This is a genomic window from Cupriavidus sp. H39 (assembly GCF_050271075.1).
GTDB lineage: Bacteria > Pseudomonadota > Gammaproteobacteria > Burkholderiales > Burkholderiaceae > Cupriavidus > Cupriavidus necator_B.
In genome coordinates, this window is record NZ_CP189848.1 from 1185907 (window position 1) to 1199116 (window position 13210).

Below are 13210 nucleotides of genomic sequence, written 5' to 3' on the forward strand. Positions count from 1 at the left end.
CAACCAGGAACCCCCTGATGACCCGGCCCCGTATCGCGCTGATTGCCCATGACCACAAGAAGGACGACATCGTCGCCTTCGCCACGCGCCACCGCGCCTTCCTGTCGCAATGCGAACTGCTTGCCACCGGCACCACCGGCGGGCGCCTGATCGACGAAGTGGGCCTGGACGTCACGCGCATGCTGTCGGGCCCGTGGGGCGGCGACCTGCAGATCGGCGCGCAACTGGCCGAAGGCCGCGTGCGCGCGGTGGTGTTTCTGCGCGACCCGATGACGCCGCAGCCGCACGAACCCGATATCAACGCGCTGGTGCGCGCCTGCGACGTGCACAACGTGCCGTGCGCGACCAACGTCGCCACCGCGGAACTGCTGCTCGCGGGGCTGACGCGCGAGGCTGAAGCCGGCAACTGAATTCCCATCGATGCATCACCAAAACAAGGAGCGACGAGAGATGAGTAAAGCCATCCGGATCGAGCAAACCGGCGGTCCCGAAGTCATGCAGTGGGTCGATGTGCAGGTGGGCGACCCCGGCCCCGGTGAAGTGCGCGTGCGCCACGAGGCGGTGGGCCTGAACTATATCGACGTCTATTTCCGCACCGGGCTGTACAAGCAGCCGCTGCCGGGCGGGCTGGGCATGGAAGGCGCCGGCGTGGTCGAGGCGGTGGGCGAGGGCGTGCGCCACGTAGCCGTGGGCGACCGCGTCGCCTATGCCGGCCGTCCCACCGGCGCCTATGCACAGGTGCGCGTGATGCCGGCCGATATCGTGGTGCGGCTGCCCGATGCGATTCCGTTCGACACCGCCGCGGCGATGATGCTGCAAGGGCTGACGGCGCAGTACCTGATCCGCGACAGCTACAAGGTGCAGCCCGGCGACACCGTGCTGCTGCACGCGGCCGCCGGCGGCGTCGGCCTGATCGCGTGCCAGTGGCTGAAGGCGCTCGGCGTGACTGTGATCGGCACCGTCGGCAGCGACGAGAAGGCCGAGCTGGCGCGCGCCAACGGCTGCGCCCACACCATCGTCTATACGCGCGAGTCGTTCGTCGAGCGGGTCAGGGAGATCACCAACGGCAAGGGCGTGCCCGCGGTCTATGACTCGATCGGCGCGGATACTTTCCGCGGCTCGCTCGACTGCCTGGCGCCGCGCGGCACCATGGTCAGCTTTGGCAACGCCTCGGGCCCGGTGCCGCCGTTCGATCTTTCGGCGCTGGGCAACAAGGGTTCGCTGCGACTGACGCGGCCGACGCTGATGACCTACGTGGTGCACCGCGAACTGCTCGAGCCGATGGTGGCCGACCTGTTCGACGCCGTCACCACCGGCAAGGTGAAGATCGACATCCGCCAGCGCTACGCGCTGTCCGAGGTGGCGCAGGCGCACCGCGACCTGGAATCGCGCAAGACCACCGGCTCGACCATCCTGCTGCCGAACTGAGCCACGCGGCACGGGCAAGCAAAAGCCCCGCAGCGGCAAGTGCCGCTGCGGGGCTTTGTTCATGGTGCGGCCGTCAGTGCGGCCGGACCGTGGTCGCGGTGGCGCGCGCCTGCGCCTGGCGCAGGATATGCGGCGGCAGGCGCTTCAGGATCATGTGCACCGCCAGCGGGATCAGCACGATGTCGTCGACGATGCCAAGGCCGGCCACAACGTCGGGAATCAGGTCGATCGGCGAGATCGCGTAGAGCAGCAGGCCAATGGCGGCGGGCTTGAGCCACGCCGGCGCATCCGGATGGCGCAGGGCATACCAGAACAGGCGCCCGTCGCGGCGAACCAGCGTCCACAGGGCGGAAAAACGCTTCAACATGAGAGGCCTCCTTCACATGGCGGGCGCCGGTTACTGGCGCATGCACAGATAGCTTGGGCCGTAATTGCCGGCTTCAAGTTCCGAAAGTGCAGGAGATGCCTTGGGGATGGCCAAGGCCGGTGGATTGCTTCCCTCTCTCGCTTGCGGGAGTGGGGCAGGGGAGAGGGCAGGAGGGTCAAAAGCTAACGGCTGTGGGTTAAAACCGTCGGCTCCGCTTGATGTGGCTCCTAGCTAAACCACCCCTCACCCCGGCCCTCTCCCCATGCGGGGAGAGGGAGAACACCTTGCTTAGGTTGGCTCGGGCGCCTTTGGTGCACCAATCAGCCCGGGATCTTCCCTTCCACGCCCTCGACATAGAACTTCACGCCGTGCAGGAATTTGTCATCCGCGACCTGGTCCTTGGCCAGTTGTTCCTTGCCGGTGTTGTCCTTGATCGGTCCCTTCCAGATCGGGGCGGTGCCGTCGACGATGCGCTTCTTGCGCTCGTCGACCAGCGCCTTGACGTCGGCCGGCACGTCGGCGTTGTAGCCCTTCAGGTCGATCATGCCTTCCTTCAGGCCCCACCACGTGGTGCTGTTCTTCCACTGCTTGTTGAGCACGTCTTCCACCACCTTGTTGTAGTAGACGCCCCACGAGATCACCGACGCGGCCAGGTGGGCCTTGTCGCCGAACTTGCTCATGTCGCTGTCCCAGCCGAAGGCATGCACGCCTTTCTCCTGCGCGGTCTGCACCACGGCGGCGGAGTCGGTGTTCTGCATCAGCATGTCGACGCCCTGGCCGATCAGCGTGGTCGCGGCTTCGCGTTCCTTGCCCGGATCAAACCACTTGTTGACCCACACCACCTTGACCGTGGCATTCGGGTTGACGCTGCGCGCGCCGAGGGTGAACGAGTCGATATTGCGGATCACTTCAGGGATGGGCACCGAGGCCACCACGCCCATCTTGCCGGTCTTGCTCATCTTGCCGGCGACCACGCCCGCGAGGTAGGCGCCTTCATACGTGCGTACGTCGTACTGGGCCAGGTTGTCGGCGGTCTTGAAGCCGGTGGCGTGCTCGAACTTCACGTCCGGGAATTCCTTGGCGACCTTGAGCATCGACTCCATGTAGCCGAAGGTGGTGCCGAAGATCAGCTTGTTGCCCTGGCTGGCCAGGTCGCGGAACACGCGCTCGGCGTCGGCGGCGGATTCGGGTACGTTCTCGACGAAGGTGGTCTTGACCTTGTTGCCGAACTTCTCTTCGACGGCCTTGCGGCCGGTGTCATGCGCAAAGGTCCAGCCGGCATCGCCGACCGGGCCGATATAGACGAAGGCGACTTTGAGCGGCTCGGCGGCCTGCCCGGCAGCGGGCGCGGAAGCGGCGCCGGCCGGTTCGGCGGGCTTGTCGGCTTCCTTCTTGCCGCAGCCGGCCAGGGCCAGCACGGCGGTGGCGGCCAGCGCCGCCAGGGTCTTCCTGCGCGTGACGATCATAATTTTTCCTTGTGTGAATGGGTTGGTGGCTCAGGGATTTCCGTCAGAAAAACGATCAGGCATTGCCGGGGCGGAACGGCTTGCCCAGCGATGCTGGCATGTTCAGGCGTATCCACGCCGGATTGCGCGAGATCAGCGCCAGTACCACGATGGTGGCGGCGTAGGGCAGCATCGACAGGAACTGCGAGGGCACCGACACGCCGATACCCTGCAGGTAGAACTGCAGGATGGTGACGGCGCCGAACAGCCACGCGCCCACCAGCACGCGGCCGGGGCGCCAGGTGGCGAAGGTGGTCAGCGCCAGCGCGATCCAGCCGCGGCCGGCCACCAGGTTCTCGACCCACATCGGGGTGTAGACCAGCGACAGATAGGCGCCCGCCAGCCCGCAGCAGGCGCCACCGAACAGCAGCGCGCCGAAGCGGATGGTGCGCACCGGATAGCCGAGCGCGTGCGCGGATTCCGGCGACTCGCCGATTGCGCGCAGCGTCAGGCCGGCCCGCGTGCGGAACAGGAACCACATAATGGCGAAGCACAGCAGCAGGCTGAAGTACACCATCCAGTGATGCTGGAAGAGGGCCGGCCCGAAGAAGGGCAGGTCGGCCAGGCCCGGCACGGCCTTGGCCTGCGCCGGCATGGCATGGCCGACGAAGCGCTGGCCCATGAAGGCCGACAGGCCGGTGCCGAAGATCGACAGCGCCAGCCCGGTGGCCACCTGGTTGGTGGCCAGCACCAGCGCCAGCCAGGAGAACAGCGTGGCCATCAGCATGCCGGCCAGCGCGCCGGCGGCAAAGCCGAGCATGGGCGACTGGGTCTGGTAGCCGACCATGAAGCCGGCCACCGCGGCGACCAGCATCATGCCTTCGGCTCCCAGGTTGAGCACGCCCGCGCGTTCGTTGATCAAAAGGCCCAGCGCCGCCAGCAGCAGCGGCGTGCCGGCGTTGATGGCGGTGGCGATGAGGGGAGCGAGTTGTTCCATGTTCTGTGTAGGCTCCGCTCAGGCCGGGGTGGCGCGCCAGCGCAGGCGGTTGTCGATCAGCGTGTCGCACGCCAGCAGGAAGAACAGCAGCATGCCCTGGAACACCCAGCCGATGGCCGAAGGCAGGCCCAGGCGCGACTGCGCCATCTCGCCGCCGATATAGAACAGCGACATCATGATGCCGCCGAATACGGTGCCGACCGGATGCAGCCGCCCGATAAAGGCAACGATGATGGCGGTGAAGCCATAGCCCGGCGAGATCGACGGCAGCAGCTGCCCGATCGGCCCCACCACTTCGAACGCGCCCGCCAGGCCGGCGGTGGCGCCCGAGATCAGCAGCGCGCTCCACAGCGCGCTGCGCGCCGAGAAGCCCGCGTAGCGCGCCGCCGCCGGCGCGGTGCCGCCCACCTGCAGCCGGTAGCCGGCAAAGCTGCGGAACACGAACACGGTCATCACCGCCACCAGCCCCAGCATCACGACAAAGCCCGCATGCAGCCGCGAGCCCGCCATCAGGTTGGGCAGCAGGTATTCGGACGAGAACACCTTCGATTGCGGGAAGTTCATGCCGTTGGGATCCTTCAGCGGTCCGTTGACCACCCACAGCAGCAGCTGCTGGGCGATATAGGTCAGCATCAGCGAGACCAGGATCTCGTTGGCGTTGAAGCGGTCCTTCAGCAGCGCGGTCAGGGACGCCCACGCCATGCCGCCGACGATGCCGGCCAGCGATGCGAGCACCAGCACCACGGTGCCGTTGACCGCCTGGCCCGGTACGTCGAAATAAAGCACCACCGCGCCGGCGCAGATGCCACCGGCAATCAGCTGGCCGTCGGCGCCGATATTCCACACGTTGGCGCGATAGCACACCGACAGGCCCAGCGCGCACAGCACCAGCGGCACGGTCTTGAGCAACACCTCGCCAATCGCGCGCTGGTCGCGCAGCGGATCGGCCAGGAACACCTTGAGCGCCGCCACGGGATCCTTGCCGAGCGCCAGGAACAGCAGCGCACCGAACAGCAGCGTCAGCGCCAGCGCGAGAACCGGCGAGGCATAGGCCATCGCGCGCGAGGGCAGGCCGCGCGGCGCCAGCGTAAGCGGGGAACGGGGCAGCAGGGTGCGCATCTCAGCCATGGCTTGCCACCTCCGTACCGGCATGGGCCTGCGCGGGACCGCCTTCCCACAACCCGCTCATCCAGAGTCCCACCTGCTCGCGCGTGGCGGTCTCGGTCGCCACCGACGGCGACAGCCGGCCCTTGGCGATCACGTGCAGCCGGTCGCAGATCGCGAACAGCTCGTCGAGCTCTTCCGACACCACCAGGATGGCGCAGCCGGTGGCCTTCAGCGCCAGGATCTCGTTGTGGATCTGCGCCGCGGCGCCGACATCGACGCCCCAGGTGGGTTGTGCCACGATCAATACCTTCGGGCCGCTTTCGATCTCGCGGCCGACAATGAATTTCTGCAGGTTGCCGCCCGACAGGCTGCGCGCCAGCGCATGCGGCCCGCTGGCCTTGACGCGGAAGCGGCCGATCACGGCCGACGCCAGCCCGGTGGCGGCGCCGGGCGAGATCATGCCTTGGCGGACATAGGGCGGGGTCTGGTGCGACAACAGGATATTGGTGGCCAGGCTCATGCCCGGCACCGCGCCGCGGCCCAGGCGCTCTTCCGGCACGAAGGCCAGTCCGGCGCGGCGGCGCTGGCGTGCATCGAGGCGGCCCGCCGGCTTGCCGGCGAGCTGCACCGACATGGCGTCGGCGCGCGTGTCTTCGCCGGACAGCGCGGCCAGCAGCTCCTGCTGGCCGTTGCCCGAGACCCCGGCGATGCCGACGATCTCGCCGGCGTGGACGTCGAGTGAAACCTGGCTCAGCTCGGTCGCGAATGCGTGCGCGCGCGGCAGCGACAGGCCTTGCACGCTCAGGCGCACCGGCCCGCGCTGCGCGGCCACGCGGGCCTCGCGCGGCGGCTCGCCGCCGATCATCAGGCGCGACAGCGACGCCGCGGTTTCCTGGCGCGGATCGCACACGCCGGTGACCTTGCCCATGCGCATCACGGTGGCGTGATGGCACAGCGCGCGGATCTCGTCGAGCTTGTGGCTGATGTAGAGGATGCTGGTGCCTTCGGCGGCCAGCTGGCGCAGTGTGACGAACAGCGTTTCCACCGCCTGCGGCGTCAGCACCGAAGTGGGCTCGTCGAGGATCAGCAATTGCGGGCTGGCCAGCAGCGCGCGCACGATCTCGACGCGCTGGCGCTCGCCCACCGACAGCGTGTGCACATGGCGATTCGGCTCCAGCGGCAGCCCGTAGCGCCCGGCGGTAGTGCGGATGCGCTCGGCCAGCTGCTTCATGTTGCCTTGCTGCCCGGCGGGCAGGCCTAGCGCGATGTTCTCGGTCACGGTCAACGTGTCGAACAGCGAGAAATGCTGGAACACCATGGCGATGCCCAGGTTGCGGGCGTCGTGCGGGCTGTTGATGGTGACCGCGGCCCCGTTGAAGTGCATCTCGCCGGCATCGGGACGGACCGCGCCGAAAATGATCTTCATCAGGGTGGACTTGCCCGCGCCGTTTTCACCCAGCACGGCATGGATCTCGCCGGGCGCAACGCTGAGGCTGACGTCGTCGTTGGCGACGACGCCCGGGTAGCGCTTGCTGATATGGGCCAGCGCCAGCCGGGGAGGGAGTTGTGATGTCACTGAGGCGGCTCGGATTGTTGTTGTGGCAGCAACGGGGGAAGCATCAAAAGCGCGGCAGTGCGTGGCGCAGCATCGCCGCGACGCATTGCAGCATTCATCATGAATTCGTGATGCCTGGTATTGGTGACGAATTATATAAGTGCGCGGTGGCTGGAAGGCCCGAATCGGGCGGGTGTCCAGTCTGTGCAACGGTTGCGGGGTGGTTGCAAGTCGCATGCCGGCTCAGGCATAAAAAAAACCGCCGCCTCCTGGTGGAGGCGGCGGCTTGGTAGCCCAGGCCGATGCAAGACCTGCGAGGGTTTTCTCCCCTATCCCGCATGCGGAAGAGGGGAGCGCAACTGCGGCGTTGTCACGCCCCCGTGCTGGCCATGCTCGTCGCAAAGCGCCCATCGCGGAAATCCGCCAGGGTCTGGTAGATCTGCTCCTGCGTGTTCATCACGAACGGGCCGTACTGCGCGATCGGCTCGTTCAGCGGGCGGCCGGCGATCAGCAGGAAGCGCGCGTCGGCATCGGCCGTGACGATGACGCCGTCGGACTGGCCGGCGTTGTCCAGCACGCCCATGCGTTGGGCTTCGACCACGGCGCGGTCGTTGCCTGCGCCGACCGAGACCTCGCCCCGGTACACGTAGATAAAGGCGTTGTGCCCGGCGGGCAGGGCCTGCGCAAAGGCCTGGCCGGCCGGCAGGTCGACGTCAAGGTAGACCGGCTCGGTCACCGGCCGCGTGATCGCGCCGGCCACGCCATGGCTGGCGCCGGCCAGCACACGCACCGTAGCGCCATGCCCGAGCGCAACGGTCGGGATCTCCGCGGCCGGCAGGTCGCGGTACCACGGCGCCGTCATCTTGTCGGCGGCCGGCAGGTTCAGCCACAGCTGGAAGCCTTCCATGCGGCCGTCTTCCTGCTCCGGCATTTCCGAGTGGACCACGCCGGCGCCCGCCACCATCCACTGCGCGCCGCCGTTCTGCAGCAGGCCTTCGTTGCCGGCGCTGTCGCGATGGCGCATGCGTCCGGCCAGCATGTAGGTGATGGTCTCGAAGCCGCGGTGCGGGTGATCGGGGAAGCCGCCGATGTAGTCGTCCTTGCTGTCGGTGCCGAAGGCATCGAGCATCAGGAACGGATCCAGCCGGCGCTGCAGGTTCTGGGTCAGCACGCGCGTCAGCTTGACGCCGGCGCCGTCCGAGGTGGCGATGCCGCGCACCACGCGGTCGACCGTGCGCGAGCGCCGCACGGTTTCCGCGGTGGCGGCCGGAATGGTGGTGGTGGTGGTGGTGGTACGGGTATCCATGGCTTGCTCCTGTGGGGCGGGCTGGCGCGGCGATGGCCGGGTAGTCCGTCGTTTCGGCTACCCTGCCAATTTAGGGGTTTGGTGGGGAAAGAGTAGAGGTCTCAGCGGCAACAGATTGTTCTGCCGGTAGCATAAATGGGCGTTGACTGAGTAGCGAATTCGGAACGACGGGTGGCTACTATGTGCGGTGCCCGCTCTATCCCCTACGGCTTCAAAAAAGGCCGAAGATCGGTGCCAGATCTGCTCCGAAAACGCCGAAGGTGACAAGATCGATGAAGATCGCTATAATAGCGCTCTCTTTGTCATCCGTTGATGCGAGAAGCGGCGTGGGAAAAGCCCCGCCAGCCCTTGCCAATCAACGGCCGATGGACCGGCGGCGCGTCGGAAAAACTTCAATACTTGCGCTGCCACTGGCCAACCGATCGCGATGTGCTTGCACCGCCGGTTGCGCCGCTTCAGGGACCGCTGCGCACGCGGCATCCCGTCAATCGAGATTCCCCGCCCACGGCGGACGAATCCACAGACCGTCCGCCGGCAATCGTGCCGGTCATGGCGGCAATGCAATCTGAACCGGGCCTGGTGGCGCTTCATCTCCGCACGCACCAGCCCATATTGTTTTCCGTCGCCGGGAAGTGGCGCTCTGCGCGCTTTTCGGCCTGGAAAAGGGGAGAGTATGTCAAAGCAATCGGCACGGGCGCTGGCCTGGGCAGGACTGACGCTTGCCGCGCTGGCCGCACTGGTGGCGTGGATTGGCGTCGACGTGATCCGCCAGTACCAGGAGCGCCTGCTCTACGACGTGGCCGACCATCTGCGGCTGGTGGTGCTGTCGATGGCGCTGGCGCTGGCCACCGGCATCCCGGCCGGCATCGCGCTGAGCCGCCCGTGCATGCGCCGCTGGGCCGACCGGCTGATGCAGGTCTTCAACGTCGGCAATACCGTGCCGTCGCTGGCGGTGCTGGCGCTGGCGCTGGCCGTGCTCGGCATTGGCGAGCGGCCCGCCATCCTGGCGCTGTGGCTGGCCTCGCTGCTGCCGATCGTGCGCAACACCTACGAGGGCCTGTGCAATGTTTCGCCCACGCTGCTGGAAGCCGCGCGCGGCATCGGCATGACGCCGGCGCAGCGCCTGGTGCGCGTGGAGCTGCCCAACGCACTGCCGGTGATGCTGGCCGGCATCCGCATCGCGCTGGTGATCAACGTCGGCACGGTGCCGCTGTCGTTCCTGATCGGCGCCAACAGCCTGGGCGAGCTGATCTTCCCGGGCATCTACCTGAACAACCAGCCGCTGCTGCTGCTGGGCGCCGCCGCCACCGCGCTGCTGGCGCTGGCCCTCGATGCGCTGTTTGCCGGCGCCGGCCAGCTGTACCTGCGCCGCCGCGGCCTGGCGCGCTGAACCCGGGGATACCGACATGGAAAAACAGATGCAATTCATCCGCCGCCGCGCGCGCCGGGTCGCCATGGTGGTGGCGGCGGTCACCGCCTTCGCGGCCGGCCTGGCGCTGGCCACCGCACCCGAGGCCCATGCCGCCGGCGCGCCCATCCGCGTGGGCGGCAAGAACTTCACCGAGCAGCTGCTGTTGTCGTCGATGACCACGAAATACCTGCGCGCCAAGGGCTTTGACGCCGAACTGACCGCGGGCCTGGGCAGCACGCTGATGCGCCAGGCCATGGAGAACGACCAGCTCGACGTGGTGTGGGACTACACCGGCACCGCGCTGATCGTGTTCAACAAGGTCGAAGAGAAGCTGGACGCGCAGCAAAGCTATGCGCGCGTCAAGCAGATGGACGGCGCGCGCGGGCTGGTATGGCTCGATGCCTCCGGCATCAACAACACCTACGCGCTGGCCATGCCGAAGGAGCGCGCCGCCGCCAGCGGCGCGACCACGCTGTCGGCGTTTGCCGGGCAGATGCGCCGCGCCGGCCCCGACGCCGGCCACCCGTTCGCCGTCGACATGGAATTCGCCGCGCGCCCGGACGGGCTGGAGCCGCTCAAGGCGATGTACCAGTTGCCGTTCTCGCGCCGCGACGTGATCCAGCTCGATCCGGGCCTGGTCTACACCGCGCTGAAGAACAACCAGGTGGAACTGGGCCTGGTGTACGCCACCGACGGTCGCGTCAAGGGCTTCGACCTGGTGCTGCTGGAGGATGACCAGCACTTCTTCCCGCCGTACAACGCGGCGCCGGTGGTGCGCAAGCCCGTGCTCGACAAGCACCCCGAACTGGCGGGGCTGCTCAATGCGCTCGCGGCCACGCTCGACAACCAGAGCATGACCGACATGAACTACAAGGTGGACATCGGCCAGCAGCCGGTGGACAAGGTGGCGGAGGATTTCCTGCGCGGCCACGGACTGATCTGAGGAGGGGCCGCATGGACTTGCTTTCTTACCTGCAGCACAGCTGGCCCACACTGCTCAAGCTGACCGGCGAGCACCTCGCGCTGGTGGGTTCAGCGGTGGGGCTGGCGATCCTGATCGGGGTGCCGCTGGGCATCGTGATCACGCGCTTCCGTGCGCTCGCCACGCCGCTGCTGGCGCTGGCGACAATCGTGCTGACGCTGCCGTCGATCGCGCTGTTCGGGCTGATGATCCCGGTCTTCGCGCGCTTCGGCCATGCCCTCGGCTACGTGCCGGCGGTGACGGCGGTGTTCCTGTACTCGCTGCTGCCGATCATGCGCAACACCTACACCGCGCTGGCCAATGTCGACCCCGGCATCCAGGAAGCGGGTCGCGGCATCGGCATGACCACCTGGCAACGGATGCGGCTGGTCGACCTGCCGCTGGCGGTGCCGGTGATCCTCGGCGGCGTGCGCACCGCCGTGGTGATGAATATCGGGGTTGCCACCATTGCCGCCATCATCGGCGCGGGTGGCCTTGGGGTGCTGATCCTGCAGGCGATCAGCCAGAGCAACATGAGCAAGCTGGCCGTGGGCGCGGTCCTGGTCAGCCTGCTCGCCATCGTGGCGGACGCCTTCCTGCAGTGGCTGCAGCGGGCGCTGACGCCGAAAGGAATCCGGCTATGATCGAACTCGACCAACTCACCAAGTCCTTCCCGCAGAAAGACGGCACTGAAACGCGCGCCGTCGACGCCGTCTCGCTGACGGTGCCGCGCGGCGAGATCTGCGTCTTCCTGGGCCCGTCGGGCTGCGGCAAGACCACCACGCTGAAGATGATCAACCGGCTGATCGAGCCGACCTCGGGCACGGTCCGCATCGAAGGCGAGGATACCCGCGGCCTCGATGGCGTGACGCTGCGCCGCAAGATCGGCTACGTGATCCAGCAGATCGGACTGTTCCCCAACATGACCATCGAAGAGAACATCATGGTGGTGCCGCGCCTGCTGGGCTGGGACAGGAAGCAATGCCGCGAGCGCGCGCGCGAACTGATGGCGATGGTGCAGCTCGATCCCAACCGGCTGCTGTCGCGCTATCCGCGCGAGCTGTCCGGCGGCCAGCAGCAGCGCATCGGCGTGATCCGCGCGCTCGCGGCCGACGCGCCGCTGCTGCTGATGGACGAGCCCTTCGGCGCGGTCGACCCGATCAACCGCGAGAGCATCCAGAACGAATTCCTGCAGATGCAGCGCCAGCTCGGCAAGACCGTGATCATGGTCTCGCACGATATCGACGAAGCGATCAAGCTGGCCGACAAGGTCGCGGTGTTCCGTCGCGGCCAGCTGGTGCAGTTCGACCACCCCGACGCGCTGCTGGCGCATCCGGCCGACGAGTTCGTGCAGGCCTTCGTCGGCCACGACAACACGCTCAAGCGGCTGCTGCTGGTGCGCGCCGGCGATGCCGCCACCATGCCGCCCAGCTGCCGCCCCGGCATGCCGCTGGCCGAGGCGCTGGCCGTGATGGACGAAGCCGACGTGCGCCACCTGCCGGTGGTCGACGACGCGCAAGTGGCGCTGGGCTACGTCACGCGCCGCGATGCGCGTTCCGGCCAGGGCCAGTGCAGCGACGTGATGCGGCCGTTCGCCGTCACCGCGGCCTTCGACGAGCATCTGCGCATCGTGCTGTCGCGCATGTACCAGCACAACACCAGCTGGCTGCCGGTGATGGGGGCGGACGGCGCCTACCTCGGCGAGGTCACGCAGGAATCGATCGCCGGCTATCTCAGCTCCGGCCGCTCACGCGGCCAGGCCGGCGCGCCGGCGGCGGCCGCTGTCGCCGCGCCGATGCGCGCGGCCGCCTGACACGGCAGTCCCGGCCACGGCAGGGCAAGCGCCCGCGCGCTATGCTTGAGGCATGCTCCGCTATTGCCGCTCGCCCCTGTGCCTGGTCGTCGAAACCCGCTGGCTGATCCCGCGCGGGTTTGACGGTTTCACGCCCGGTCCGCTGATCCTGCTGCGCCCCGGCGCCAGCCAGGCGCTGATCGAGCATGAGAAGGTCCACGTGCGCCAGTTCTGGCGCAGCTGGGGCCTGATGGGCGTGCTCTACCTGGCCAGCCGGCGCTGGCGCCTGCGCTATGAAGTCGAGGCCTACCGCGAGCAGCTGCGGCACAGCCCGCCCGGCGCGGCCCGCGGCCTGGCGCGCGTGCTGGCCACCAAGTACCGGCTCGGGATTTCCGAGGGCGAGGCCTACCGGTTGCTGAGGCAGGGCTTGCCTGACGATGCCGAATGAAAACGGCCCGCACCAGTCGCTGGTGCGGGCCGTTTTTTTTTATCTGGCGGAAGCGGTGAGATTCGAACTCACGGATGGGTCACCCCATCGGCAGTTTTCAAGACTGCTGCCTTAAACCACTCGGCCACGCTTCCGGAAAGTGCGGGCATTGTAGCGCGAAAGGGCAGGCGCATTGCCGCGTGCAGACGCTACGGTCTGGCCGCGCATTATACAAGGCCCGCGCGTCCTGATGGGGACTTGCGCAGCGGCATGGGCGCGGGCGTAAATTTCCTGCCACATCTGTTGCCGTGCTGTCGGGCTCTGTCTGACAAGACGGAACCTTCACATCGCGCCATCGCTCATATTGTCGTGCCGGGCACTGCGGTGTGTGCCGCATCCCCGGCTTTCGCCTGG

Annotated in this window: 13 protein-coding genes and 1 tRNA gene; 7 read left to right on the forward strand and 7 right to left on the reverse strand. The window is 67.6% G+C overall.

Annotation, left to right across the window (positions count from 1 at the left end):
• The first annotated feature begins 17 nt into the window (after window positions 1-17).
• Window positions 18-410, forward strand: a complete 393-nt coding sequence (locus ACOCMH_RS20915) for a methylglyoxal synthase (protein ID WP_427312830.1) — start codon at window positions 18-20, stop codon at window positions 408-410.
• A 40-nt stretch (window positions 411-450) separates the two neighbouring features.
• Window positions 451-1428: a quinone oxidoreductase family protein gene (locus ACOCMH_RS20920; RefSeq protein ID WP_427312831.1), complete on the forward strand. Its 978-nt coding sequence runs from the start codon at window positions 451-453 to the stop codon at window positions 1426-1428.
• Window positions 1429-1501: 73 nt separating this feature from the next.
• On the opposite strand, the gene ACOCMH_RS20925 is transcribed toward ACOCMH_RS20920, so the two are convergent.
• From ACOCMH_RS20925 to ACOCMH_RS20950, 6 genes are all read right to left on the reverse strand, one after another.
• Entirely contained in the window at window positions 1502-1795 is a 294-nt protein-coding gene (locus ACOCMH_RS20925) for a YkvA family protein (RefSeq protein WP_427312832.1), read from the reverse strand.
• A 320-nt stretch (window positions 1796-2115) separates the two neighbouring features.
• Complete coding sequence (locus ACOCMH_RS20930) at window positions 2116-3261, reverse strand: BMP family ABC transporter substrate-binding protein (protein ID WP_427312833.1); 1146 nt, start codon at window positions 3259-3261, stop codon at window positions 2116-2118.
• 55 nt (window positions 3262-3316) lie between these two features.
• Window positions 3317-4237 (reverse strand): ABC transporter permease, encoded by a 921-nt coding sequence (locus tag ACOCMH_RS20935; RefSeq protein ID WP_427312834.1) that lies wholly within the window; start codon window positions 4235-4237, stop codon window positions 3317-3319.
• A gap of 18 nt (window positions 4238-4255) precedes the next feature.
• A complete protein-coding gene (locus ACOCMH_RS20940) occupies window positions 4256-5365 on the reverse strand; it encodes an ABC transporter permease (protein WP_427312835.1) in 1110 nt (369 codons plus the stop codon).
• On the reverse strand, window positions 5358-6920 hold the full coding sequence (locus tag ACOCMH_RS20945) for an ABC transporter ATP-binding protein (RefSeq protein ID WP_427312836.1): 1563 nt from the start codon (window positions 6918-6920) through the stop codon (window positions 5358-5360). The genes ACOCMH_RS20940 and ACOCMH_RS20945 overlap by 8 nt, the downstream gene beginning before the upstream one ends.
• Window positions 6921-7269: 349 nt before the next feature.
• On the reverse strand, window positions 7270-8205 hold the full coding sequence (locus tag ACOCMH_RS20950; protein WP_427312837.1) for a pirin family protein: 936 nt from the start codon (window positions 8203-8205) through the stop codon (window positions 7270-7272).
• 673 nt (window positions 8206-8878) lie between these two features.
• Between ACOCMH_RS20950 and ACOCMH_RS20955 the strand changes: the two genes are divergently transcribed.
• Genes ACOCMH_RS20955 through ACOCMH_RS20975 form a run of 5 tightly spaced genes read left to right on the forward strand, consistent with a single transcriptional unit; the run spans window position 8879 to window position 12817 of the window.
• Window positions 8879-9595 (forward strand): ABC transporter permease, encoded by a 717-nt coding sequence (locus ACOCMH_RS20955; protein WP_427312838.1) that lies wholly within the window; start codon window positions 8879-8881, stop codon window positions 9593-9595.
• Between the two features lie 28 nt (window positions 9596-9623).
• Entirely contained in the window at window positions 9624-10559 is a 936-nt protein-coding gene (locus ACOCMH_RS20960; protein ID WP_427312839.1) for a glycine betaine ABC transporter substrate-binding protein, read from the forward strand.
• A gap of 11 nt (window positions 10560-10570) precedes the next feature.
• Window positions 10571-11221, forward strand: coding sequence for an ABC transporter permease (locus ACOCMH_RS20965; RefSeq protein WP_427312840.1), 651 nt, complete (start codon window positions 10571-10573; stop codon window positions 11219-11221).
• Window positions 11218-12390, forward strand: a complete 1173-nt coding sequence (locus ACOCMH_RS20970) for a betaine/proline/choline family ABC transporter ATP-binding protein (protein WP_427312841.1) — start codon at window positions 11218-11220, stop codon at window positions 12388-12390. The genes ACOCMH_RS20965 and ACOCMH_RS20970 overlap by 4 nt, the downstream gene beginning before the upstream one ends.
• A 52-nt stretch (window positions 12391-12442) precedes the next feature.
• The gene (locus ACOCMH_RS20975) at window positions 12443-12817 is read left to right on the forward strand and encodes a hypothetical protein (RefSeq protein WP_427312842.1); all 375 of its coding nucleotides are present in this window, start codon (window positions 12443-12445) and stop codon (window positions 12815-12817) included.
• 44 nt (window positions 12818-12861) lie between these two features.
• Here the strand turns inward: ACOCMH_RS20975 and ACOCMH_RS20980 are convergent.
• Window positions 12862-12951, reverse strand: a tRNA-Ser gene (locus ACOCMH_RS20980).
• Window positions 12952-13210 lie beyond the last annotated feature (259 nt).